This window comes from Pleionea mediterranea, from assembly GCF_003148745.1.
GTDB classification, from domain to species: Bacteria; Pseudomonadota; Gammaproteobacteria; order Enterobacterales; family Kangiellaceae; genus Pleionea; species Pleionea mediterranea.
The window spans coordinates 173,188-198,923 of record NZ_QGGU01000005.1 but is presented as its reverse complement, the minus strand read 5'-3'; the positions used below and the strand labels follow the sequence as shown (position 1 = coordinate 198,923).

The following is a 25,736-nucleotide window of genomic DNA, read 5'->3' as shown; positions in this document are numbered from 1 at the left end:
ATATTTTTCTAACATACGATTTCGAAACGTAAGCCTTTCGAGTCATAAGTTTTTCGAATAATAGACTTTTAAATCGCCTAAGCTTTAACGAAGCGTCAGTTTTTGCGTTAAACGTATTTCTTGTGGGGTGATGTCGGTGCCGTAAGCCAACACTTCAACCCCCGCCTTGATGGCGTCGTCCAATAACTCGGCGTAGGCCGGATCAATATGACGGGCGGCGGCAACACTGGTTATGCCGGTATGTTGAACGCAGAACAGCAATACGGCACGGGCCTGTTGGCTTTGCGCCAGAGCCATCAGCTCTCGCAAATGCTTTTGTCCTCGGGTGGTTTGGGCATCAGGGAAGTAACCCAGTCCGTCGTCTTCTTTCAGAGTGACACTCTTTACTTCGATATAAACCGGTAATTCGCTCGTTTCGAGCAAGAAGTCGATTCGACTGTTTTCATCGCCGTATTTCACTTCGCGGCGCAGAGATTCAAAATCAGCCAGCTCCTTGATGACGCCCTGACGAATGGCGTCTTCCACCAGTTGATTCGCCAGGTGGGTGTTAATACCAATGCGCTCACCGTCAGTATTTTCAGCGATAACCCAGGTGTGAGGGTATTTGCGTTTCGGGTTATTCGAGTCTTGCAGGTACACTTGCCAGCCCGGCTCCCAGCAGGCTTTCATCGATCCGGTATTGGGGCAGTGAACCGTCAGTTCGGTACCGTCATCCAGAGTGACATCGGCGAGAAAACGTTTGTAGCGTTTGATCAGTCGAGCCGGTGTAAGTGGTGGCGTAAATTGCATAGTGAACGTCGTTTAACCTGATTGAAAAGCCCGACAGTGTAGGTGGAAGGCATGATTAGATCAAAAAAAGTAACTATAGGTCAAAATAGTTAGATCAAAAAAAGTAACTTTAGGTCAAAACAGTTAGAGCAAAAAAGTAATCTTAGAGCAAAAGTTTCGATAAAAAAGCAGTGCCAGGTAAAAAAGGTCATCAACCAAAAAACAGTCGTATCAGGTTAAAAGGCAGATCTCATCATCAATAATGGTGATGTCCAGTGCTGACAGGTGTTGACCTTTACAGGGACCCAATACGCATTTGCCGTTTGTCGGATTAAACTGAGCGCCGTGAACGGTGCAAAGAATATGGTATTCATCCAGCGCGATAATACGTTCACCATTCATGTTCAGGTGTGCATTGGCGTGTGGACAACGGTTACTATAGGCGTAAACATTATCGTTTTGTCGCACCAGCAGTATATCGTCGTGATCGTCGAGTGATATGATCCGACCTTTGCGCGGATCCACATCGGAGACGGCGCAGAGTTTTCGTAGATCCTTGCGCATAGAGTCAGGCATAAGTGTGCGAAGAGTTATTATTGTTCGTCGACTGCATAAGGGTATATTAGTTGATAAGTGTCATAATTACTGCCGGAATTTTATTTTTTGCTCTGGTTATTTACTGGCTGGTGTTTTATCTCAAACAGGAACAATGGCTGTTTCCGGTTCAGCGTCTTGCCAAAGTGAGTAAAGAGCCTTTGGCGCAATTTCAGTCTTCTTCTGATAGGGCGCTATCAAGTATCCAGTCGCATTGGCTAAAGCAGGATTTTGGCAACACGGAATTGTGGTTTTTACCGGCACTGAATAAGTCGGAACTTGAAGAAAAGGATACCGAATCAAACAGTCCAGAAGCAATCGCTCCAGTAGAAAACGATTCAGATAAAACCAATCCCAAAAGCGCCGAGCCTGCACCCACCATTATCATAGGCCACGGCCAACTGGGTGTGATCGATAGCTGGGCAGAACGATTATCAGCATTGCGCGAACAAGGGTTTAACTGCCTGTTGGTGGAGTTTCCCGGCTATGGGCGAAGCGCCGGTCAGCCCACTGCCGCCAGTTTAAAGCAAACATTTTGCGCCGCCTACGACTGGGTCGTGGTAAAGCCGGAAGTGGATCCATCGCAAATCATCGGATTGGGCCGCTCCATGGGCGGCGGCATTATCATGATGCTGGCAGACAACCGGCCGTTGTGTCAGATTTGGCTGTTTTCGACCTTTACCAGCCTGACGCCATTTTTTACCCGACGGGGCATACCGGGGTTTTTATTAAAAGATCGTTTCGATAATTTAAAACGGTTGGCCAGTAAAACGGTTCCGAGTTTGATATTGCATGGCAGTGCCGATGATGTGATCCCGGTAAGCCACGGCAAGGCTCTGGCAAAAGTCGCCCAGCAGGGGCGGTTGATTCTGGAGCCGGGCGATCACAACAATTGCCCAGAAAACTGGCGTGAATTTTCGCTGCGGATCGCCGAATATTATGCTTCAAACCGTTAATCTTGCGATAAATAGAGCTTGCGGCGAATTTGCATCGTTCAGCTTTGTCGGGCTTTGATGTAAAATACCCCCATGGTGCGTTTCAATTAAGATGAAACAATCCTTCTTTTTAATTTGTGCTGGGATCCCTGATGTCACTGATTGATGCTGCAAAAGCAAAACTGCCCACCGCCTGGGGGGAGTTTGAAATACACGCTCTGGAAGATGAAGAGACGCAAAAAGAACATGTGGCGTTGACCATGGGTGATTTAACTGGTGACGAACCGGTGCTGGTACGGATACATTCTGAATGCTTAACCGGCGATGCCTTATTCAGCATGCGATGTGACTGCGGTCCACAGCTGGAAGCTGCACTACAAAAGATCGCTGAAGCCGGTCGTGGTGTGCTGCTGTATTTGCGTCAGGAAGGTCGTGGCATAGGTCTGGTGAATAAAATTCGTGCTTATGCATTGCAGGATCAGGGCATGGATACGGTTGAAGCAAATGAAAAGCTGGGCTTTGCTGCCGATGCCCGCGATTTTTCTTTGGCCGGAAAAACTCTGCAGGCGTTAAACGTCAAAACCATCAAGTTGATGACCAACAACCCGCGCAAAGTGGCTTCCATAGAGTCGGCCGGTATCACGGTTGAAGAGCGAGTGCCCATGCAATACGGCAAAAATCCACACAACGAAAAATATCTGTCCACCAAGCATGGCAAGCTGGGGCATCTCTTTTAAATCCTTCTTTTTGCCCTTTCTTATAACCCATTGATGTCGTAATCCTGGGTGCTTGTTTATCGAGGGTAATATCTCAGCCACAGCGGATATCACGCTATTTTTGTTGGTGATTAGGCTTTTAATTGTCCTGCCGCTTTTGCTTGTAATGCTCTCCGGCATCCCTCAATATATTAATCATAACTATATTAATCAAAACTATATTAATCATTACGTCAATGAAACACTCAATCGTTCGCCCTTTTTGGCAACCGGGCTTGAAAAAACCGTATTTGATAGAATCTTAAGCATAAGTCTCAATAGTGTTGAACTTAAAATTAATTTCGAAAATTTAAACAAGAATATCTAAACAAGAATATTTAACCAAGAAAGGAGCCCTCATGGCTGAAGCATTAATTGTTAAACTCGCTGATCAACCTGCCAGCGGTGTTTGGAATGAAAAATCTAATCTGTCATTTGATGGCAATACCGCCACCATTCATCTCGCCAAATTTTTAAACACAGAACAAATCCAGTCTGCCAGTCGACAATTATTATCGCTGGGTTTTCAGGCGTTTGAGCTGGAAGGCGACACCTGGGATTTAGAGAATCAATTTGCGTTTGCTCAGGGTGTGTTTTCTCCCAAGTTCGTGCCAGAGGTTAAATATCGCGCCATGTCGGATGAGGACGATAAAGAGTTAAAAGCCTTAATCAAAACCAGTTATTGGACACGAACGCAGGTCAACAGAACGCCAGAAGACATGTCACCACAAGTTTTGGCACAGGACGCCGCTGATTTTGTGGCGTCTTTTGCTCCCGACAATGTCAGCTTTAGAATGGTAACCGGTGAAGAACTGGAGCAGGAAGGTCTGGTCGGGATCCACGGCGTCGGGCGCGGCAGTGTACGACCACCAGTATTGCTGGAGCTGGACTTTCAGCCAGACGGCTGGGGCGATGCAGCGCCTTTTGCGGCCTTGGTCGGCAAAGGGATTACGTTTGACAGCGGTGGCTACAGCTTGAAAGCCAGTGAATCCATGTTGCATATGAAAGCCGACATGGGTGGCGCGGCAACGGTTGCCGGAGCCCTGGCACTGGCGATCAGTCGTGGATTAAACAAACGGGTTAAGTTGTACCTGTGTTGTGCGGAAAATCTGGTCAGTGGCCACGCTTACAAATTGGGCGATATTTTAACCTACAAAAATGGTGTTTCCGTAGAAATACTGAATACCGATGCAGAAGGGCGTCTGGTACTGGCCGATGGTTTAATTTTGGCCAGTGAGACAGGTGCCGAGCTGATTATTGATGCCGCAACTTTGACCGGTGCCGCAGTAACCGCACTCGGTGATCACTATAATGCGGTCTTCAGTTTTGACAAACAGTTGACGCAGGATATTTTGACCCATTCGGAGCAGGAAAGTGAGCATCACTGGCCGCTTCCGCTTGAGCCATTTCATGCGACCTCTACGCCGTCTCATTACGCCGATACGGCTAATAGCCGACCGGTTAAAGGTGGCGGCCCTGCAGGCGCCAGCAATGCGGCAGGTTTCTTATCGCGATTTGTCAGTAAAGGGCGTCACTGGGCGCATCTTGACCTGGCTGCCTGTTCAAATGGTTCGGAAACGGGTTACTTGTCAGCCGGTGGCACTGGTAAAGGTATTCGTACCATTGCACGTACCTTGTTGGAACGTTCGTAATAAAGGTCGTAATAAACTGAAGCACTCTAAGACTGTTATAAACGGAGCTGCCTGGGTGTTCGGTTAGCTGGTTGTTCGGTTAGTACGTCCGGTTAATACACCAATTGTAATAACAATGGACGATCAATATTATATTTAAAATCGTGCCATTAATGATTGCTACAAATAAACCTCCGCAGAACAGCGGAGGTTTTTGTTATGTTTTTTAAGAAGGTTGTTTTAAATAACATCTAGGCTTAAACAGGTGCGATGATTTCCAGGCGCGATGATTTCAAAAAATTCAGCCGGATTAATCAGGAACAACGGCTCGTCTTATCATTAAGACACATGGAAATTTAAACATTTACACTATAAATACATTTAAGGAAGTTTTATGAAAAAGCTAGTTATCGGTATTGTTATTTTAGTACTGGTTTATGTGGGACTGTTGTTTTTTGTTAAGAGCAGCTCAAAAGATGTGGTCGCCAATGAAGTGGCACAACTTAATAATAATCCACAAATATCCGCCAGTGTTGAGAGTGAAAGCTCAGGACTTTTTTCATCCACTGCGGTAATCAATGTAAACTCCGCTGCTGACGCCACACCAATATTAAAAATTAAACAGACCCAGTCTTATGGCCCTGTTTTATTCACCGAAGAAGGCATCAAGTTAGGCTGGTACTTTATTAATGCCGATCTAATTCCTAGCGAAGAACTGAAGCAAGAAATTCCAAATACGATTGATGCTAATGATTTATTCGACATTCATTTTATTTCAGGTTTTGCCGGTTCGGTGCAGGGCGATGTGTATTTTAAAGGCCTGGATTTTTCCGATAATGATGTACAGGTTAATATTTCTGCCGGTGAAATGCATGTGGATACGGATGTCACTTTTGAGCATCTGGTTGGTAACGCCGCATGGCCAGGTATGACGGTGACCGGTAAAAATGAAGACGGTTTTACAATGAACAGTGTAAAGCTGGATTTTGATCAAACACTGATTTCTGGCAACTTGATGGAAGGCAACGCCATCTATACGGGTGAAGGCACTTATTCAGTCGGTGATATTGTATTTAAACAGGCGAATAACTTTTTTAAAATGGAAAACTTTTCAGTAAAAGGCGTCGCCGATATTGAAAATGAAACATCCATGAACATGGCAATTGAAATGAAAACCGATCTGGTAAATGTTGCCGGTGAAAAGTTTACTGATTCAAAATTGAATATGTATTTTAATGGCATGGATCTCGATGTATTGAAAAAAATGGGTGAAATAAGCCAGGAAATGCAGCAGGCCGCAATGCAGGGACAAGATGTTTCTGCCTACAATATGCAGCTGATGAATACCATGATGCAGTTGGCGCAAAAAGGCCCTCGTATTCAAATGAAAGATACTCAGTTGATTACGGAAGACGGTATGATCAAAGCTGACATGGATATTCAAGTGGATCAACAAAAGATGGATCCGAATAATCCTATGGCAATTATGATGGCCTTGAACGCAGCGTTCAACGCAGAAGCACCTGAAGCATTTTTTGCTAAAAAAGGCATGAGCCCTATGATCGATCAGTGGGCACAAATGAACTTTTTAGTGAAAGAAGGCGATACGCTTAAGGTAAATGCAACTTACTCGGATGGTGCCGCGTTATTAAATGGCCAGCCCATGCAAGGAATGCCCGGCATGTAATTGTAATGTCATATACTTTTTAACTTTCTATTCACCGTTGTGACATTAAAAAGTTAAAAAGAAACAATAAAAAACCGATGGTTATTGATCATCGGTTTTTTTATATGAAAAGGAATTTACCCAATAGAATATTAAGTGTTTTGACGGCCAAGCAGCTGCTCTTTGATACTGGGTTTGTAAAGCGGCCATTGTTCAACCACTTCATAATGCACGCCGGACTTAATTGAAATGGACTCCATCAATGATAAGTGATGGATAGTGGTGGTTATATTGGCGTTTTCGGCAAGGGTTAATGGTGGCTCGGCATCCCGTGCCAGAGTAATATGGGGATGAAAGCGTTTTTTTGCGCGTTTAATAAAATCCAGAGGTTTAAGTTGACTGGTTAAATATTGCACCAGCTGATCAATGGGTGCGGACTCATCTTGATCCACTTCTGCAAACAGGATATTTTGTTTTGGAAAGTAACCGGTAGTGCCTATATTTATAGTAAATGGTTTTATATTTGGTATGTCAATGGCGTCAATAATATCAAATACCTGATGATTATTAACATTACCTAAAAACTGTAATGTTAAATGATAGTTTTCTGTGGCCACTGGTCGGCCATTCATCGCAAGTGTAGCGCACCATCGAGCAATTGCTTGTTTAATATCGTCCTGAAAATCCAATGCGAAAAATAGTCGGTGTTGACCTTTATTGCTTAATTTCACTTTACTCACCTCCTATTAATGACAGGGCTTTTGTTAAATGTGAGACCTGTTTTGTTTCGGTTTAAACCTGAAGCAAAACGAACTGTGATACTATCAAACTTTCCGGTTATTGATACAGTCTTCAACGATTAAGTGGTATGGCAGAGATTACAAGCGGTTCCAAACTGGCGCTTCTAAAAAAAATGACAATACGGCTCATTCTAGTTGGGCTGGTGTGGTTATTGGCATTGGTCGTTTACAGTGATGCTGAAATTTCTAATAAGTTTGCAACCAATCGCTGGTTGGTTCCGGCAAAAGTATACGCCCGCTCAAAGTCATTACTGGAAGGCGAAGCAACAACGCTGAATCAGTTTACCTCGGAGTTGAAAAAATTAAATTATCGGCAATCAATAAAAGCTACGCAACCGGGTGAGTATGAACAGTACGGTGCAGACTTTATTCTATACCTTCGAGGATTTCAGTTTGGCGATGGCTTTGTTCCGGCTCGTAAAGTTAGCGTCCGTATTAACAATCAAGTCATTGTTAAAGCACAGTTGATTTCAGATATTAATGTCGCCAATCCACTTCGACTGGAGCCTGTTTTTATTGGTCGGGTGAATCCTTTGGTTAGTGAAGACCGAGAACTGGTTACTTTGGAAAAAGTTCCCGCTACCCTGGTTGATGCGTTATTGGTTTCTGAAGATCGTGAATTTTTTCAGCACATGGGCATATCACTGAAAGGTATTGTTCGTGCGTTTCAAAAAAACATCAGCGATGGAAAAATCACTCAGGGTGGCAGTACCATCACTCAACAATTGGTAAAGAATTATTTTCTAACCAATCAACGTACCTTATGGCGTAAGGCAAGAGAAGCCATTATGGCGTTAACGTTGGAGTGGCGTTATTCAAAAGATGAAATTTTACAGGCCTATATTAACGAAGTGTATCTCGGCCAGGAGGGAGCCCGCGCCATACACGGCTTTGGCAAAGCCAGTCGATTTTATTTCGATCGTGATATCAGTCAGCTCAATCACTCGCAAATAGCCACTTTGGTTGCACTGGTTCGAGGCCCTTCTTATTACGATCCAAGACGCTACCCGGAACGGACTTTAAAAAGACGCAACTTAATTCTTGAGCAGCTCCACGCATTTGGCAAAATTTCCGATAATGACTGGCAACTGGCGCAGCAAAAATCGTTACAGGTAATCCCACAAGGACAAGCGAATCGTAGCACCATGCCAGCGGCCATGGGCATGGTTACGCGGCAGTTAAAACAACATTATTCGTTGGAACAACTGAATCACGATGATCTGTCGGTGTTTACATCGATTAATCCATTTGTACAGCAAGCTGCAGAACAGGCGTTATCGCAACGAATTGACTGGATTACCAAACACTACCCCTCGGTTCCGGATGATTTACAAGGGGCGCTGGTAGTCAGTGATCGTTTTAATGGTGATGTGCTTGCGGTGGTTGGTGATCGCGATCCATCGTTTAGCGGGTTTAATCGGGCAATTCATGCTTACCGACAAACGGGGTCAGTGATAAAACCATTTGTTTATCTGGCGGCACTGGAACGAGCGTCCCAATACTCTTTGGTCACGACCTTACAAGATAAGGCATTCAGTTTAACCGCAACCGACGGTTCTTTGTGGCAACCGAAAAATTACGATAAACAACAACACGGTGATGTGACTTTAACACAGGCCATGGTTAACTCTTATAATTTGTCCACGGCACGACTGGCGTTGTCGGTCGGGGTTGAAAATATAGTCAGTAACTTTTATCGATTTGGTTTCAGCCGGGATTTGCATGCCTTTCCATCTTTAGCATTAGGCGCGCAGGAAATGTCGCCGTTTGAAGTGCTTTCTTTGTATCAGGTTCTGGCCTCTGGCGGACTTAAAGTGGAATCCAGTATTATTTCCAGTGTAGTGGACTCAACCGGGCAATTGCTTGATCGTTACCCAATTACTGCAGAACAGGTAGTAACACGGGAAAGTGTATTTTTAACCAATAAATTATTGCAAGCGGCGGTAAGTGAAGGAACCGGCAAACAAATTCATCAACGACTGCCTGATTTAAATTTGGCCGGTAAAACCGGCACCACCGATGATCTAAAAGACAGCTGGTTCGCCGGTTTTAGTGAAAATTATCTGGCGGTTGCCTGGTTAGGAATGGACAACAATAATCCGATGCATTTAACTGGCGCAACAGGTGCGTTGCAGGTTTGGGGCGACTTAATCGAGCAGGTTGAAACTCAACCTGTGGTAATGCGCCAACCAGAAGGGATTGTTTACGCTAAATCCGGTTGGTTTTCGGAATGCATGCCTTTTGTCGCCGGATATTTGCCAGAAGATTATGAGCTTTGTGATTGATAATCGTAGCCGTAAATGTGATTAAAAAATAAACATTAGGCTTGATTTTGCTTGAATGTTTTCACAGAAAAGAACAAACAATGACCATTTTTTTAATGTGAGATGTGTTTTCGTTGCAAATCATTTTTAGGACGATTACATTCGAGTTATCGGTTTCTAATGGATTTGATCAATGGAACATTTTCAACTCGACAAAACACTGGAACAAGATTGTTATTTTGTGACTGAGCTGTCCTTCAGTCGATTGTTGTTGATGAATGACCAGCAATACCCCTGGCTAATATTGGTGCCTCGTGTTGAGAGTGCGCAAGAGTTGTATGAGTTAACCTTTGAGCAGCAACAGGCACTTTGGACAGAAATTGCCGACACCAGTAAATTATTGAAGCAATTATTTTCACCGATTAAGTTAAACATTGGTGCACTTGGCAATATTGTGCGGCAATTGCACGTTCACATTATCGCCCGATTCGAACAGGATAATGCATGGCCTGGGCCAGTATGGGGTGCGCACAAACCTGTTACTTATTCGGAAACCGATGCGAGTGCATTGATTGAAAAAATCAAACAAGCACTTAACTGATCGCATTAATCTTTTTATTGTTTAAATTGTTTATATCAATGGTTGTATCAACATTTATATCAGCACATAAATTAATATCCGCTCCTAGATCAATACTCGCTCTTAAATTAAAACCTGCTCTTAAATTAAAACCCACACTTAAATTAAAACCCACACTTAAATCAATACCCGATAGGCACTAACTACCAGTCGGTAGTCCGGATCTTGTACTGACATATCAAACGGATAACAGGTGATCAGACTGATCCGACTTTCTGTTGTGTGAAGGTTGGGCATACTGGTTGTAGCATCGACCACTTCTATGGAGTCAATCACAAAATCGATTTGATGGCCCTGTGTATTTTCAATGCGCAGGCGATCATTTATGGATAATGTTTTTAATATGGAGAAGTGGGTGTCTCTATGAGCGGCAATTAAACTATTACCCTGGTCGCCGGGTGTTACCGTACCTGCTACCCAGCCGGGAGCAAACGCAAGGCTTTCACCACTGGCTTGATCCAGAACAATAAAAGATTCAAGCGCAAGAAATGAATGAGGATTCGAAGGACTGTTTTTCAGTAAGGTTAACTTAAACACCGGCCATGTATCTGCCCATGGCCAGGGTTTATGATTTTGTGCATTATTTCGGGTTTCTTGCCACGCATTGTTCAGTAAGATCTGAGCGACAGTGGCTTTGCTTTTATAGTATATCGGCGTTAATAAATAATAACTCGATACACAGACCAGAAAAATAAAAAATAAGGTTATCAATTTTTTCATAATAGTTGAAATTAAAATGGTTAACTTAATGCTTTCGGCCAATAAAAAACAACGCGGTTAAACTGAGCAACAATAATAACAGCGCATTGATAGGTGTCAGTGTGAGAGCAATGGCCGTATTGGGGTAGGCCAGCGCTTGAGAACTGCCTTTTGGTCGCATGGATGCAATGCGTTTCTGTTTTAATGATTCGGCAATTCGGCTAGGCGTTTTATCAATCGCAACCAAACTGGTAAAACGGCTGACCAATTGATGCTCTAATGCCGTATCAATAATTGTTGTTTTGTCCTTGTCATTGACACGGCCATGATAGGAATGATTCATAATGGAGGCAATTTTTTCTCTTGCCCATAACTTGGCGATTCCCGGCTGTTGTTGGTGAGAATTTAAAGGCAACTGCGTTTGCCAAAGCTGATCAGCAAGTTGGCCATTAATGGTGACCTGACCTTTTGGATTACTCAGTTTTGCTTTAATCCACAGTGGTTCGCCAACAAAAAGATCGGGGATAGGGTTGGGCCACATTTCGACCTGCGTATGAGATGGCCAGTTGATGGTAATATTTGAAACAACAGGACTTTGTATTTTTTCAAATAAGGCGGATATTTTTTGTGACGCCTGCCCGGCATCGGCGATATGAGTAAAGCTACCTCTGCCAAACTGAGCTGCCCGTTTCATAAAAAACGAATTTGGCGCTGAGCCTATGCCAATGGTAAACAGTCGAGAGTTTCCTAACTGGCTTTTGATCAGTTTGAACAGTTGGGCTTCGTTACTGATGGCACCGTCGGTTAAAAATATAACCTGACGCACTCGATTAGTATCTGTTTGATTGTCGAGCGCTGTTTCCATAGCGTGATACATTTCGGTGCCGCCATCGGCGTTGAATTGGTGAATAAAGTTTTTGGCCTGACGCAAATGCGATTCATTAAAGGGCTGTGCCGATTTAAATAATGAGCGAGTACTGTTATCAAATTCAATCAGATTGAAATGATCCTCGGGCTGCAAAGTGTTTAATCCTGCCAGTAGAGCAGCCTTTGCCTGACGAATCGATTCGCCCGCCATAGATCCTGAAGTATCAATCACAAAAATAACTTCTCTTGCATGCTGTTGTTGGTTCATCGCCATTTTAGGTGGCATAACCATCAAGCTGAGATAGGTTTCATTGTTAATGGTTTCGCTAAAGGCAGCCGCTCGTGGTAGCTCGCCTTGCAATGGTTTCCAGTTCAAAACAAAATCCCGATCAGCTTTGTAATTTAAGTGATCCAGTGTAATGCTGTGCTGCTTGAGAGATTGTTGCTTATGAATAATGTGATGCGAAGGGCTCGATAATGATTGCAGCGGAATGCCGCTATTGAGTGTGACCTGAATACTGACATTATTCGAGGACTGATGACTTTGATTATCCAGTGCAATGGTTGTTGAATCTAGGGGATTTAATTGAAAACCTCGTTGAAAATCGGTAAAGGTCTCGATTAACTTGCTGCTCGGTGAATAGCGAGGGGTAATGGTCATGGGAAATCGAATACCCAGTGTACCCGTATCGCTGAACAGTAAGTCTTGCTGATACTCAATGGTGACAACAATGGTTTCATAAGGCGCTATATTGGCAACCGAGTTACTAAATATATTAGGACGATGCTGTTGCAACAGTGTGGCTTTCTTGCCTGATTTTTTTGCCATGTTGTAAAGCTTTTTTGCCTGTTTCTTTTCTTTGATTTCACCTTCGATAAGCGTATCGCCAATGACCATTGATAAGTAGTCTACCGATGATTTTTCAGGCAGTGGAAACTGATATATTCCTTCAACCCAGTCTGGCGTATCATTTTTAAAGGTTTGTGCAACTCTGACTCTGGCAGTTAGGCCTGAAATGGTCATGGTTACATCAGTATCGAGAATGGGCGCCTGTTCATGACTTGCGTCATTCTTATGTAAAATAAATTCACCTGCACTTGGCTCGTCCATATGTGGGTTAGCCGCATAACTCAGGTTGACTAAATTAAGGCAAACAGAAGCGAACAGGTATTTAATGAGCTTAATGGAAGTTATCGGTTTTATTAATACAGTAAAAATTCGCAAAGAACGAAAACTCAAAAAAATTATAGATAGGATGACAGAGTTAAAACTCTTAAAAGCGTTAGCTGTCGATAGTTTCATTTTATGCAACCCGGTTTGTGAGAAAGTTACTCTCTATTTAAACCGGAAACTCTGTTATACCTCGGGCGCAATTATGACGAATTATGGCAATTAAGTTTATTCATATATCTTGATTCATATTGTTGTTTGTTGATAAATCAATATTGAGGTTACGAGTGATTATTACGTGAATTACAAAACATGAAGTAAGTGGCATGAAATGGTTGGAAAGCGCTGGTTGGAAACACTGGTTTGAAAAAAAATTGAGTTGAAAAAGCCGGTTGGAATGCATTGAGTAGCAAGTAATATTCCAGCGTTCGTGTTGTGATCGTGTAGAAATATAGTGTAGAAATACAGTGCTGTAATATCGTGTGAAAAAAAAGGCTGGTAAATATTCTAAAAGGAAATTTTTTTATAACCGCTTGGATAGTGAAATTAAGTCTAAATAAAAAGCACAGGAAGCCTCTGCTGAAACCTCAATTTGTAATAGCTCAGCTATACTAACAAGAATGCATTAATCGCTTGTACTCCTAACGGATAGCGCTTAATGAAAATAATTAAAGCTTACCAAAGGCTTCGTCAAACTTCTTTTCAAGGTAGTTAAAATGCAGTGGTTTTTTACCGCTTTTGGCACGAGACTCGCCAAGTTTTGATTTCTGATGTTCGATAGCCGTTAGAAATTCTTCCAGAGAACCTTCTTCTACTTTATAGCCTTCTGATCGATGAGCAAACATAACAACTCCTTCTGTGTTCGTTTTGTTGCATAAAATAAGTGTAGAAGAGAGAGATCGATAGAAATACCGTCGATGGCTTATTATTTTGTGAGATATTTGCCATTAAATGGGGTTGTATGACCATGTTAATCTTTTTTATATCAAAAATGGTATTTTCAATAATACCCACTAAAATCTATAGTTATTAAAGCGTGTTGACCTTTCGAATATCGATTCTGCTGGATATCAAACTTACGCCAGCACCCTAAAAGAATTATTTAAGGTGGCATTCTAAGAAAGCAATACAAACTTTATATACTGAAAGGGATACAAGTTTGGTTATAGGACAGTGGTTTAACCCATTAAAAGCATTATTGGACAATATTACAGCCGGGATTCTGGTTGTTAATGACACTGGCGGTATTGATTATATTAATACCGAAGCCAGTAAAGTGCTTGAGATTGATTCCGCTTTACCTGATCAAATGACGCTAAAGCCACCTCGGTTTATGCTTATGGATGAACAGGAAGAGGTGACAAGTTCGCTTTGGCAGCAAGTTGAGCAATGTTTCCAGCATAAGACCAGTCAGCATTACGCAACTATTGGGCTATCGGTACCAGGTCAGCGCTACCCAAGGTGGGTGGTCATGAATATTAATTTATTGGCGTTTGATTCGAGTCATGCTCAGATGATCCCTGAACTAAATATCGATGAGACAGCGAAACGGGTGATTCTTTCGATTACTGACTTGAGTGCACTAAAGAATAGAGAACGTCAAATGGCATTGCACGCAGAAGTTTTTTCTGCGGCGGGTGAGGCAGCAGCCATTACCGATCATCGGTTGAATGTTCTGGATATTAACAAGGCCTATTCGGATATTACCCTGTACGAAAAACAGGAAGTACTGCACAAAAAAATTGAGTTATATAAGTTAATTCGACAGGATAGAGAGATTTATCGGGCACTGCGTGAACAATTAATGGAGCGAGGGTTTTGGCAGGGTGAGTTATGGAGTGTGAAAAAAAACGGCGAGCGCCACCCAATATTACTCACCGTTTCTAAAGTTGAACAAAAAACTACTCAGGTCAGTCACTTTGTGTTTGTGTTCTCGGATATTACCGAGTTGAAACTGGCCAGAGAACGTCTGGATTTTCTTGCCTATCATGATCAACTGACCTATTTGCCAAATAGAAGTATGTCGCAGCTTCGATTTCAACACAGTACTCAGCGAGCCTCACGGGACGGTTCCAAAGTGGGTATGCTATTTATTGATCTGGACGACTTTAAAATCATTAATGATTCATTAGGTCACAGCAAGGGCGATTATTTGCTGAAGCAATTTTCAATTCGTTTGAAACAACTGGTTCGAAAACAGGATACCGTTGCTCGTTTAGGCGGGGATGAGTTTCTGGTGATCCTTGAAGATATTGAAAGTGAAGCTCAGTTGGCTCGGGTATGTGAAAAAATACTGCAATCTCTGGAAATGCCATTTCAACTCGGGAAATTTGAGCGATTTATTAATGCCAGCATTGGCGTTGCCATGTACCCAGATGATGGTGAAAGTTTTGATGAGCTATTAAAAAATTCCGATGCCGCCATGTATTCATCAAAACATAAAGCGCAACATGGTTTTCAGTTTTATAACGCAGCAATTACCGAAAAAGTGCATCGTCGTTCACAATTAGAAAATGATCTAAGAAAAGTACTCGCAAAAAAACAATTGCAATTATTTTATCAGCCTCAGGTTTATCTTGAGAGTGGTCAGGTAAGTGGCGCTGAAGCTTTATTGCGCTGGAATCATCCTTCAAAAGAATTTGTCTCGCCAGAGGAGTTTATCCCTGTTCTTGAGTCAACCGGTTTAATTGTGTCGGTGGGGCGCTGGGTTGCCAGACAAGCCTTGATGCAATTGAAACAGTGGCGGGAACAGGGGCTGAATCTGCCCAGAATTGCCATTAATGTTTCGGCAATCCAGTTACAAAAAGACGACTTGAGTTCGTTTTTAATAGAAACATTAAAGGAGCTGGACTTAACCCCGGCGGATCTTGAAATTGAAATCACCGAGTCGGTGTTTATTGATAATGATGTAATACCCAAGGTGTTACAGGAAATGCATGACTTTGGATTTTATCTGGCACTGGATGACTTTGGTACCGGCTATTCATCGTTAAGTTATTTAACACGATTGCCGTTTAATAAAATAAAACTGGATCGGACCTTTGTAAATGATGTGCAAACCAAAGCGTCTTCCGAAGCCATGGCCAAATCGTTAATTGCACTGGCAAAAACCTTGGGTTTTGAAGTGATTGCGGAGGGGGTTGAAGACAGTCAACAGTATGCTTTTTTGAATGATCAGGGCTGCGATGAAGCGCAGGGCTACTTTATTGGTAGGCCCGTTGCTTCTGAACAGTTTATTGAGCAGATAGAGCAGTTTTATAAACTAAATGAATCGAAATCGTTTAAAAGTAATCAGGCCGGTTAACTTCGATTTTCGATCTGATTACTGGACTTGATTTGTTTTCGCTTAAGGTGAAAAAGTTATAACTCGATGTGGCAGCAATATGAAAAGAATACAATTTAAATGGATAGTCGATATTTTAAAAATATGAATTCAAAAAACAGATTAACATCTACTTTTATTTAATTACATCTGTTTCGCCTTTTCAGGCGACCTTCTTTTTCAAGAGCCAAAAAGAAGGCAAAAGGCCCTGCGTTCCATCAATTAAGCCCTTCGGGTTCCTCAAAATCACTCATACCTGTCAACACACCGTTATTGACAGCCTTCCATGGCTGACAATAACTTCCACTGGCGTCCATGCCAGTGGCTGTGTGCGGAATGAATGATTTTGAGCTTAATTGAGTCACTCTAAAACCAGAAAAACCAACTATGATAAAGCTATATGGTCTGTTTGCCTAAAGTTCTTTTCATTGTCAGAGTAAGATCAAGTTTAAATTTTTACACTAAAGGCTTAGGCTCATGTTTGTTAATGGCTTGTCGAATACTGTCACTGACCGCTGTTTTTTGTTGTGTTTTATAGTCCACCATAACTATACGAGCTTTGCCATAAGTGGTAATGGTTTGTTGTGACTCACTAAAAATGGCGTATTCCTGAATAAAGTCCTGTTCACCCATTTCCACGGTACGACAACCAATTTTTAAGGTGTCCGGATAAGTGACCGGACGCCGGTAGCGACATTCGGTTGATGCCAGTATTGGACCAATCTGCTTGCTCTTCATTTCATCCATTATTTTTGTTTCGGCCATATAGGCGATTCGCGCGCTTTCAAAATAACGAAAATACATCACATTGTTGACGTGTTGAAACGCATCCATATCACCCCAGTGAATGGGTAGCTCGATGATAACGGGATAAGCCTTTTCAAATTCTTCAAGCGTCATGATCTTTCGTACCTTTTGATTTAAACAGTTGAGAGACAGGTATTTTAAATTGTGTCATTAAAATACCAATAAATAAAATAGCAATGCCGAATAGTTTATTCAGACTGAGTACGTCATTGGTGATGGGAATTGCCAGTACAGCAACAAATACAACGCCAGTAGACGCCAGCACACTGGCTTCATAACTGCGCAAGGTTTGCAGGACTTTATTAAACACAATCAGCGTTAACCCCAGCGCAATAATACCATTGGCAATAATAATCAGAGAGTCGCCAAAAGAAAAGTTAAGTGAGTCAAGATCGGTCATTAATCCGTAACTCACAATAGGTAAACCACCAATCCAGATGGCGAGCGTGGATAACATAACAGCCGACATGGCCTGACGATGAAACACCATAAAGCGGCGAATAAGATTGTTGGTGAGCGCCAGAAAAAATACCCCGATAGCCACCAGCAAAATACCCGACATTTGCTCGGGTTTTGGAATGTGTTCGAAAAATACGGTTAAGCCCGAGAGCGCAATTAATGCGCCGAATATTTGTATTAAAAAGGGTTTTTCACCCAGCAGCACAATGCTGAGAAACATGGTAATCAATCCAACAAAGTTAACCAGATAAGCGTGCGTGGTAACTGGTAGAGCTTCTAAACCTGCCAGAAATAAAAACCGTACCATGGTGAAGTTGGCAAAACCTATGGCGGCAGCGTAAAGCCATTGAGTCATTGTCAGGTGTTTGGGCCAGGACTCGCGTCGCCAGAAAAACGTGTAAAGGGTTAAAAACACCATACACACGGCTATTTGTAACCAGTTGAAGGTAAACGCATTCACCCGGTCGAGCGTGACTTTTGCCAGAACCGTGACCAATGCAGCCAGGAAAATGGTGGTCACCAATAAAAGCGCGGCTTTGGCGTGTGAATTCATAGGATGAGTGCTTGATTACAAAAGCTCAGCTTACCGGATCAAACCGAATATTGAAAACGTCCTGAAACAAATTTCCCTGAAAAATCCTGTGGTTAGATAGTGCATCATAACTCAAATGATAATTATTCTTATTTGGTATTGCAAATAGTAATGATTATCATTAAGATCGCATCGAATTCGAATGACAAACTCTCTGAAGCCGGAATATTGCCTTGTTGATGTCGTCTGCAAGCTTACTGGTTTCGGTTACAACCTTTTGTTTTTATATTTATTAATGGGTCGAACAATGAAATTAAATCAAGTATCCAGCTCCATAAGATGGGGATTATTAGGTGGATTAATGGCCAGCGCATCATTGATATCCGCACCCTTGATGGCTGAGCAAGCGTCACAGGGTAAAGCCGGTCAGTCCGTTAGTGGTGAGTCTTCTGGTACATCTTCTGTGAGAAGCTCTTCTGAGAGTGCCTTTCCCGGAAATAATGCAGAAGCCAACGACAATAAGATAACGGTCGTTTCTAAACGGGGAACCATTGCCTATGTCAGTGCATCTGGCACCAAAGACGATACCCCCATTGTAGAAACGCCGATTTCAGTATCGGTATTAACCGAACAGCGAATTCAGGATCTTGGCGCAGAAACCATTCAGGATGCTCTGGGTTATGTGGCCGGTGTTTACAATGGGCCATTTGGCGTGGATACCCGTGGCGACTGGTCGATGATCCGTGGTGCTTCGCCGGTACAATATCTCGACGGAATGAAAGTACTCTACGGTTACTACAATAATGTTCGGCCAAATCCTTATTCACTTGGTCAGATCGAAGTATTAAAAGGTCCCGCCTCCGTGTTGTATGGGCAGGGCACCATTGGCGGTATTGTTAATCTGGTGAGTAAGCGTCCGCAAGCTCAGTCTGAGGCAGAAGTGTGGGGACAATTGGGTAACTACAATCGCCGTCAACTGGCGTTTGATGTTACGGATGCTGCCAATGGCGATGCCTCTGTATTGTATCGATTATCGGGAATGTTTCGTGACAGTGAGACGCAAACCGATTTTGTCAACGACGACAGTTATTTTCTGGCTCCGGCGCTAACCTTTTATCTGGGTGAATCCACCGAGTGGACATTGCTGGCAAACGCGCAGAAAAATGAGTCGGGTTCCAGTACCCAGTTTTTACCTCATGTGGGCACTATTTTCCCAACCGAGTTTGGTCAAATTCCATCGAACCGATTTGTCAGTGAGCCAGGGTTTGATCGTTACGACACCGAGCAAACGGCGATAACATCCATTGTTGATCACGATTTGAATGGTGACTGGAGTGTGCATTGGTCGGCACGATACATGGACAGTCAGGCGGAGTATCGCACCATGTACCCTTATCGTTTTAATGCAACCGGCTCACCGTTTGATTTACTCGATGATAATCGAACCATTGTTCGTTCGATTTATATGGCGGACAAAGAAGCGGAATCATTAACTTCTGATCTCCGATTGCACGGCCACTTTGAAACCGGCAGTGTCACCCATAATTTTGTTCTGGGTTTTGATTATCAGCAGGCGGATCTGTCGGATGCAACATTATTCGGTTATGAAGCAGGGGGGCCTTTGGATGTGTATGCTCCGGTTTATGGCAGCATTGATTTGTCTACCGAGCCTGACTTTACCAGTGCATCTGCCGCTACTCAGCAACAGTCGGGTATTTATCTGCAAAACCAGATGCGCTTTAACGATGATTTAATTGTGTCTCTGGGGTTACGATCCGATAAGGCGAAAACCGGCGAGTATCAAAATCCGCAAAACGATTATTCAGAAACCACCAAACGTCTTGGTGTGTTGTATCGCTTCGACAATGGTATGCATCCTTACATTAGTTACTCAGAGTCGTTTGATTTAATTGCCGGCATTGATGCCAGTGGCAATCTGTTAAAACCGAAAATGGGTGAGCAAAAAGAAATTGGTTTAAAGTACCAGCCACAAGGTACGGCGCATTTAATTACTTTTTCTGCTTTCGACACGGTAGAAAAAAATCGTACAGTTAATGTGATTGTGAACGGTCAGCCTTCTATTGCTCAAATTGGTGAAGCCACTGTAAAAGGTACCGAGCTCGAAGCGCAGTTGGAGTGGGACACAGTCGATGTGTACGCCAGCTTTACCAACATCAGTGAAGCAAAAGATGAAACCAATACCAACATAAATTCTGTTCCAGAAAATATGTTGTCAGTATGGGGAACCTACCGACCTAATACATTTTGGCAGGGCTTTAAAATCGGTGGCGGTGTACGTTACGTCGGCGAAAGTCATTTTACGACGCTACAAAACGGTGTTGCCACACCCGTAACCACCGATACCTACACACTGTTTGATCTGTTACTGGGGTATGAGCTGGGTAACTTTGATGTCAGTTTAAATGTGGATAACGTAACGGATAAAACCGTCATCACAACCTGTCTGGATCGCGGTGATTGTTTCTATGGTCAACGGCGAACCATTACGGCGAATGTTCGTTATTCGTTTTAGGTAAGCGATGATAATTATTTCTTTTGAATACAACACTTAAAATGCAATACAAAAAGTACCGGGTTATCCGGTACTTTTTTGGCGTTTAATGACTTAATTTTAAGGCTTTAAAATGACGACCATTCTGCTTCCCATATTTTTCAATCTGTTGACTATTTTAGCGCTTTGGCAAACATGGCGAACCCGTCAGAATAAAACGGCTAAACGAATTGGCAGTGGTTTGCTTTTAATAGCAAGCGGTGTTTTATGGCAGCAGAGTTATGGCGCTGAGTTTGGACTAACATTTTTAGCGATCACATCAGCATTAATGGCGATGATGCTTATTGGCATTACTTCTGAAAAATTTAAGCAAAACAATCGCAATAAAGCTGAGTCATTACAAACTGAAGCTGAAATGAAAAAGACACTCAAGGCAAAACACAGTAACCAGTTTAAGCCCCGACAGGTGACCTTTCAAGCATGGCCCATTTACGCTCGCCGTGTAGGGACGTTTTTGGTTGCCGGCCCCGTAACTTTTGTATTCAGTACCGTGATTTGTTTGTTGTTAGTGATGGCGTTACCCGGAGAGCTGGCGAACACCTTGGTTATTGCGGCATTTATGCTACCAATAATGTGGTCTCTTGGCGCTTGCTGGATACTGTCGCAACCAAAACGTATCAGACCATCTATGATTATGGCGGGAGTCAGTATGGTGGGCAGTATGATACTGATAATGATACCGACAGTGCCATAGATCTGGCAAAAGCAGATAAAAAAGTTATTAAAAACGTTTATAACAAATCGATTAAACAACATTCTGTTCATTAAATATTTTCAGTAAAAACATAGGAATCATCACAATGGATAAGTCAAACAACAGCTGGGTAAAACGCTCACTGGCCAGCCATTCCTGGCTTGGTCTATTCGTTGCTGCGGTTATGTTTTTGATCTGTTTAACCGGTTCCTTTGTTGTGTTGTTTGAAGAATTCGAACGATGGGAACAGCCCAATGTAGAAGAGTATTTGAATTATTCGCCAGAGCAAATTGAAACTGCAGTGGATGAGTTTTTGTTACGGGTTGAGCAGGTTCCAAAATCCTTGTATGTGGTATTACCAACCAAAGAAGTTCCCAGAATACACATTGCCGGAGATGGACAGGAATGGTTTGTTAACCGTGATGGTCGTTTAAGTGATGCACCGGTTGAAGGCTGGACTCATTTTTTAAAAGAAATGCATATTAATCTTCACTTACCACAAACCTTTGGCATCATTGTGGTTGGCATTTTTGGGGCAATGTTATGTGGATTAATTGTAAGCGGCATTATTGCCCATCCAAGAATTTTTAAAGATGCCTTTATCTGGCGCCGTAATAAAAGCGAACGGCTGAATCAGGTGGACTTGCACAACCGTCTCAGTGTTTGGGGCACACCTTTTTATTTAATGATTGGCTTAACCGGAGCCTTTATTGGTTTGGTCAGTATTTTTATTGCCGCCTCAGCCGGAGTGTTCTTTAATAATGATCGCGATGCCGTGGTTAATGCTGTTTATGGCGCAGAACCGAAAGTTAATCAATCACAACAGACAATCAACTACAGCAAAGCGTTTGAAAACTTACAGCAATACGCGCCCAACGCCACACCAATTTATCTGGTGATTCAGAACAAGGGCACCGACCATCAGTTTCTCGAAGTTGCTGCAACCTTGCCCGGCCGATTTATTTATTCGGAGCTGTATCAATTACGCTCTAATGGAGAGGTAATTTCTCATCAGGGCATGTCCGATGGTGCCGCTGGCAGACAGGTGGCGTATTCAGTTTATCGTTTACACTTTGGCCATTTTGCGGGTTTTCCGGTTAAAGTGTTATACGTTGCCTTGGGACTTTGTTTAACGGTTATTTGTGCCAGTGGCGTTAATATCTGGCTCAGTCGTCGAAAACATCAAAATTTTATTAATGATTTATGGGTCGCTATGGTGTGGGGCAGTCCATTAGCTTTGGCCAGCTCAATGTTTTCCATCTTCACCAGCGTTCCTGCTCTGGCAGTGTTTTTAGTCACGCTGACTTTAACGGCGATAACCGCATTAATGATTAAAAATGCCATCACCAGCAAACGAATGTTTCAATTAACCACGGGTATGGTTTTGCTGATAGTAGCATTATTGCATTGGCAAACCTTTGGCTTTAATCATCCATTACCCGTTGTGCATGGCATTAATGTCACATTGGTTCTCGTTGGATTGTTTTTGTTGTGGCAAGCCCGGCTATCGTTTAAAACCAGTAAAGCGGAATTGGTAGAAGTTAGATCTGAGGGTTGAACTAAAAGCTTTGTATAAACTGTGATTTCAGTAAAAAGTTTCACTATTGAATGAAAAATTAGTTATAAGATTGGATCACAATTTATTTCACAAAACTTTTTTCATTTATAGCATCCCAGGCAGATATAGCGTTCTCTGCAATATCCAGTAACTCAGCTGGCTTTGCCCCGTCTCTGGCTTGAATTGACATCCCTTGCTGAACGGTTAAATAAAATTTTGCAACGGACTTCCAATGAGAAATTGGCTTATCTGATTCGAGTTCAGATATTGTCTTTGTTTCTTCGAATCGTTTTATAAGTACTCTTTCATTATTGGCTCGCAGTTTTTTTAGCTTTTGATACACAGATGGACTGCTTGAGCTGGATATAGCCGAAGCCATAATAATTAAGCAACCTTTTGGTTGATTCGGTCGAGTGAATTCTTCTGCGCTTTTATGCAAGAGCTCCGTAACAACCTCTATCGGATATGATGCAGATTGAACTGCAGACCAGATGCGTGAACCATCATTTCTACAATATAAATCTACTGCTTTTAGAAAAAGCGCTTCTTTTGATCCATAAGCTGCGTAAATGCTGGTTGCATTTAGCTTCATCGTTTTAATTAGGCTTGACATTGGTGTGTTTTCATAGCCCTGTGACCAAAACTCAAGCATTGCTTTTTTCAAAGCATCATCACTGTTGAAAGTTCGGGGGCGACCTCTTTTGGCCATCACCTCTCTCCTGTACTTTGTTCCGTTTTTAATCTGTAACAATCGTAACATAATTATAGACATTTAAGAATCCGTCATGCTAACCTTAATAATGTAACGATCGTTACGTTAATAAGGTTGCTCTAGGAGAAGCATTATGAATACATTGAAAGGTAAAGTAGCACTGATTACAGGTGGAAGCAGGGGAATGGGTGCTGCTATAGCTAAGCGTTTCGCGATAGAGGGCGCCGATGTGGCATTTACTTATTTGAACTCAAGGGTCGCGTCTCAGGAAGTTGAGGCTGAAATTAGAAATACTGGCTCAAGTGTTCTGGCGATAAAAGCTGACAATGCAAGTGTTGAATCCATTCAAAAAGCTGTAGATAAGGTTGTAACGGAGTTCGGAAGGATTGATATTTTGGTAAACAATGCAGGCCTTTTCGAAGTTTCAACCTTTGAGGAGATTAAGTTAGAACAGTTTCAAAAGAATCTGAATGTTAATGTGCAAGCAGTCTTTATGGCATCTCAGTTTGCATCGAAACATATGAAAGAAGGCGGGCGCATTATCTCTATCGGCAGTAATCTTGCCGAGTATACTAAGATGCAGGGGCTTACCCTATATAGCCTTACTAAATCTGCGTTAATCGGTTTCACAAAAGGCTTGGCACGAGATTTAGGTCCTCGCGGCATTACTGTAAATATTGTACATCCAGGCTCAACAAATACTGATATGAATCCAGCTGATGGTGAGTTTTCAGACGCACAACGAAGTGTAATGTGTATTCCCAAATATTCTGAACCTAAAGATATAGCGGCGCTGGTGACCTGGATTGCTGGTGATGAAAGTCGAAGTATAACGGGCACAGGGTTTACCATTGATGGTGGAGCTAATGCCTGAAGGAAAGATGACTTCTTGGTACTTAACAATCTTGGCATTTTGTGGATTTGTTAGTGTCACGACTGAGTTCTCGGTTGTGGGTTTAGTCCCCGCATTGGCAAAAGGAATGAAAATTCCTTTTGCTCAGGCAGGTAACTTGATGGGGTGGTTTGCAATTTCAGCCGCCCTTGCGGGTCCATTTGTTACTCAGTTATTTAGTCAAGGTAATCGGTGGACGCTTGTTACTCGTGGAACACTTATATTCGTTGCGGGTAACTTTTTGATTGCACTATACGCATCCTACACTGTAGCTGTTGTCGTTAGGATCATTCAGGGCTGTCTTCTTCCTGCCATTATTGCCAATGTAATGGTTTCTGCAGAGCAGCTTGTACCGTCTGACAAGTCGGCTTGGGCCATATCGCGTGCAAACATGGGAGTCGCTATTGCTACTGTAATTGGGATTCCTCTTCTTAATTTTTTATCGGATACATTTAATTGGCGATTGGCATTCACGTTTATCGCTGGTATGGGATTTCTGGCGGCGGTGCTTTTAATGTCTTTTACTCCACAGCGCCATGTCATACATAATAGGACGAAAGAGAACTTTTATTGTTTGATACAGAATTACTTTTTTTTGGTGCATTTATTAACAACTACGCTCATCTTCACTGGAATGTTTACCGGGTATACCTATCTACTGCCAATTTTGGATAAGAGTTTTGCAGGGAAGGATACTACTTTGCTGTTACTGTATTTTGGTGTGTCAGGACTGTTGGGTAGTTGGGTAGTCGGCTATGTGTCAAAACATCAGTTGCTTTTAACAGCAATTGTCTTATCCATCAGTCTTGCTGTTGCTATGGGGTTAATGACTGCTGCTAATCATGTGACAGTAGTGTCACTGTATTTGGTCGTAATAGTTTGGGGGGCTGTGCATACAACCCTATTTACAGTGACATTGTCTCGTTCGCTTGAGGTGGGTAGAGAAAGCCCTGAATCAGCAGTGGCTTTCAATCTTTCTGCATGCAATGTCGGTATTGCAGCCGGTTCTTGGTTGGGTGGTTATACAGTAAATTATCTGGGCGTTGAAAAACTACCTGTTATCGGTACCGCAGTCGTGTTGTTAGGGGTATTGCTAATGCTCAATGGTCAGAAATTTCATGACAGAAAAGGGCTACAGATGTGAAGGCATAGTTAATGTGAAAATAAGTTTTAAGATGACAGCAAGATATGAAGAATAAAAAATTTATAAAGAGATAAGAGATTTATAAACGTATATTAATGGTAACTAAAAATCACAGTTAGTAATTGATTGCAAAAGTATGGCTTCTCGTCACTAAAAATGAGCAAAAATATGTAAAAAACACAGATAAATTCGACACAAATTCAGCCGGACGTTTAAGCTTCGGTTTAAAACCTTACTTCCTGTAAGTGTTATCT

General features: G+C 42.5%; 23 protein-coding genes. 12 read left to right on the top strand and 11 right to left on the bottom strand.

The genetic code is table 11. The annotated features are described in order from the left end of the window. Positions 1 to 84 precede the first annotated feature (84 nt). Both sfsA and C8D97_RS08055 read right to left on the bottom strand, forming a co-directional pair. On the bottom strand, positions 85 to 789 hold the full coding sequence (sfsA, locus tag C8D97_RS08060) for a DNA/RNA nuclease SfsA (protein WP_109763254.1): 705 nt from the start codon (positions 787 to 789) through the stop codon (positions 85 to 87). A 210-nt stretch (positions 790 to 999) separates the two neighbouring features. Then, positions 1,000 to 1,344 carry a Rieske (2Fe-2S) protein gene (locus C8D97_RS08055; RefSeq protein WP_109763253.1) on the bottom strand — a complete coding sequence of 115 codons (345 nt, stop codon included), beginning with the start codon at positions 1,342 to 1,344 and terminating at the stop codon, positions 1,000 to 1,002. A gap of 50 nt (positions 1,345 to 1,394) precedes the next feature. Here C8D97_RS08055 and C8D97_RS08050 point away from each other — a divergent pair, with 50 nt between their 5' ends. The 4 genes from C8D97_RS08050 (at position 1,395) to C8D97_RS08030 (ending at position 6,370) form a co-directional block, all read left to right on the top strand. After that, positions 1,395 to 2,318 (top strand): alpha/beta hydrolase, encoded by a 924-nt coding sequence (locus C8D97_RS08050; RefSeq protein ID WP_109763252.1) that lies wholly within the window; start codon positions 1,395 to 1,397, stop codon positions 2,316 to 2,318. A gap of 131 nt (positions 2,319 to 2,449) precedes the next feature. Then, positions 2,450 to 3,034 (top strand): GTP cyclohydrolase II, encoded by a 585-nt coding sequence (ribA, locus tag C8D97_RS08045; RefSeq protein ID WP_109763251.1) that lies wholly within the window; start codon positions 2,450 to 2,452, stop codon positions 3,032 to 3,034. A 377-nt stretch (positions 3,035 to 3,411) separates the two neighbouring features. Then, a complete protein-coding gene (gene pepB, locus C8D97_RS08035; protein WP_109763249.1) occupies positions 3,412 to 4,704 on the top strand; it encodes an aminopeptidase PepB in 1,293 nt (430 codons plus the stop codon). A 373-nt stretch (positions 4,705 to 5,077) separates the two neighbouring features. After that, positions 5,078 to 6,370, top strand: coding sequence for a DUF945 family protein (locus C8D97_RS08030; protein ID WP_109763248.1), 1,293 nt, complete (start codon positions 5,078 to 5,080; stop codon positions 6,368 to 6,370). A 131-nt stretch (positions 6,371 to 6,501) separates the two neighbouring features. On the opposite strand, the gene thpR is transcribed toward C8D97_RS08030, so the two are convergent. Continuing rightward, entirely contained in the window at positions 6,502 to 7,080 is a 579-nt protein-coding gene (thpR, locus tag C8D97_RS08025) for an RNA 2',3'-cyclic phosphodiesterase (RefSeq protein ID WP_170115189.1), read from the bottom strand. A 137-nt stretch (positions 7,081 to 7,217) separates the two neighbouring features. On the opposite strand from thpR, the gene mrcB reads away from it, so the two are divergent. Both mrcB and C8D97_RS08015 read left to right on the top strand, forming a co-directional pair. Continuing rightward, positions 7,218 to 9,434 (top strand): penicillin-binding protein 1B, encoded by a 2,217-nt coding sequence (mrcB, locus tag C8D97_RS08020; protein ID WP_109763246.1) that lies wholly within the window; start codon positions 7,218 to 7,220, stop codon positions 9,432 to 9,434. A gap of 172 nt (positions 9,435 to 9,606) precedes the next feature. Next, a complete protein-coding gene (locus C8D97_RS08015; RefSeq protein ID WP_109763245.1) occupies positions 9,607 to 10,014 on the top strand; it encodes an HIT domain-containing protein in 408 nt (135 codons plus the stop codon). Here C8D97_RS08015 and C8D97_RS18150 read toward each other — a convergent pair. The 4 genes from C8D97_RS18150 to C8D97_RS18145 form a co-directional block, all read right to left on the bottom strand. Next, positions 10,007 to 10,168, bottom strand: a complete 162-nt coding sequence (locus C8D97_RS18150) for a hypothetical protein (protein ID WP_170115188.1) — start codon at positions 10,166 to 10,168, stop codon at positions 10,007 to 10,009. The genes C8D97_RS08015 and C8D97_RS18150 overlap by 8 nt on opposite strands. Before the next feature lie 2 nt (positions 10,169 to 10,170). Beyond that, entirely contained in the window at positions 10,171 to 10,773 is a 603-nt protein-coding gene (locus tag C8D97_RS08010) for a class GN sortase (RefSeq protein WP_146196122.1), read from the bottom strand. A gap of 25 nt (positions 10,774 to 10,798) precedes the next feature. Then, complete coding sequence (locus C8D97_RS08005; protein WP_170115187.1) at positions 10,799 to 12,730, bottom strand: marine proteobacterial sortase target protein; 1,932 nt, start codon at positions 12,728 to 12,730, stop codon at positions 10,799 to 10,801. A 728-nt stretch (positions 12,731 to 13,458) separates the two neighbouring features. Further along, a complete protein-coding gene (locus C8D97_RS18145) occupies positions 13,459 to 13,635 on the bottom strand; it encodes a hypothetical protein (RefSeq protein ID WP_170115186.1) in 177 nt (58 codons plus the stop codon). Positions 13,636 to 13,949: 314 nt separating this feature from the next. Here C8D97_RS18145 and C8D97_RS08000 point away from each other — a divergent pair, with 314 nt between their 5' ends. Beyond that, the gene (locus tag C8D97_RS08000; RefSeq protein WP_109763242.1) at positions 13,950 to 16,094 is read left to right on the top strand and encodes a sensor domain-containing protein; all 2,145 of its coding nucleotides are present in this window, start codon (positions 13,950 to 13,952) and stop codon (positions 16,092 to 16,094) included. A 236-nt stretch (positions 16,095 to 16,330) separates the two neighbouring features. Here C8D97_RS08000 and C8D97_RS18140 read toward each other — a convergent pair whose 3' ends face one another. From C8D97_RS18140 to C8D97_RS07990, 3 genes are all read right to left on the bottom strand, one after another. Beyond that, positions 16,331 to 16,477, bottom strand: a complete 147-nt coding sequence (locus C8D97_RS18140; RefSeq protein WP_170115185.1) for a hypothetical protein — start codon at positions 16,475 to 16,477, stop codon at positions 16,331 to 16,333. A gap of 91 nt (positions 16,478 to 16,568) precedes the next feature. Then, the gene (locus C8D97_RS07995; protein WP_109763241.1) at positions 16,569 to 17,012 is read right to left on the bottom strand and encodes an acyl-CoA thioesterase; all 444 of its coding nucleotides are present in this window, start codon (positions 17,010 to 17,012) and stop codon (positions 16,569 to 16,571) included. Then, positions 17,002 to 17,931 carry a DMT family transporter gene (locus tag C8D97_RS07990; RefSeq protein WP_109763240.1) on the bottom strand — a complete coding sequence of 310 codons (930 nt, stop codon included), beginning with the start codon at positions 17,929 to 17,931 and terminating at the stop codon, positions 17,002 to 17,004. Before C8D97_RS07990 ends, C8D97_RS07995 begins: the two co-directional genes overlap by 11 nt. Before the next feature lie 286 nt (positions 17,932 to 18,217). On the opposite strand from C8D97_RS07990, the gene C8D97_RS07985 reads away from it, so the two are divergent. The 3 genes from C8D97_RS07985 to C8D97_RS07975 all read left to right on the top strand — a co-directional run bounded on the left by C8D97_RS07985 (position 18,218) and on the right by C8D97_RS07975 (position 22,734). Beyond that, positions 18,218 to 20,443, top strand: a complete 2,226-nt coding sequence (locus C8D97_RS07985; RefSeq protein ID WP_210204889.1) for a TonB-dependent siderophore receptor — start codon at positions 18,218 to 18,220, stop codon at positions 20,441 to 20,443. A gap of 112 nt (positions 20,444 to 20,555) precedes the next feature. After that, on the top strand, positions 20,556 to 21,176 hold the full coding sequence (locus C8D97_RS07980) for a hypothetical protein (protein WP_109763239.1): 621 nt from the start codon (positions 20,556 to 20,558) through the stop codon (positions 21,174 to 21,176). Positions 21,177 to 21,282: 106 nt separating this feature from the next. After that, positions 21,283 to 22,734: a PepSY-associated TM helix domain-containing protein gene (locus C8D97_RS07975; RefSeq protein WP_109763238.1), complete on the top strand. Its 1,452-nt coding sequence runs from the start codon at positions 21,283 to 21,285 to the stop codon at positions 22,732 to 22,734. Between the two features lie 82 nt (positions 22,735 to 22,816). Here C8D97_RS07975 and C8D97_RS07970 read toward each other — a convergent pair whose 3' ends face one another. After that, on the bottom strand, positions 22,817 to 23,506 hold the full coding sequence (locus C8D97_RS07970) for a TetR/AcrR family transcriptional regulator (protein WP_109763237.1): 690 nt from the start codon (positions 23,504 to 23,506) through the stop codon (positions 22,817 to 22,819). 73 nt (positions 23,507 to 23,579) lie between these two features. On the opposite strand from C8D97_RS07970, the gene C8D97_RS07965 reads away from it, so the two are divergent. Together C8D97_RS07965 and C8D97_RS07960 are read left to right on the top strand one after the other, a co-directional pair. Then, complete coding sequence (locus C8D97_RS07965) at positions 23,580 to 24,320, top strand: SDR family NAD(P)-dependent oxidoreductase (protein ID WP_109763236.1); 741 nt, start codon at positions 23,580 to 23,582, stop codon at positions 24,318 to 24,320. Beyond that, a complete protein-coding gene (locus tag C8D97_RS07960; RefSeq protein ID WP_170115184.1) occupies positions 24,313 to 25,482 on the top strand; it encodes an MFS transporter in 1,170 nt (389 codons plus the stop codon). The genes C8D97_RS07965 and C8D97_RS07960 overlap by 8 nt, the downstream gene beginning before the upstream one ends. Positions 25,483 to 25,736: the final 254 nt, after the last annotated feature.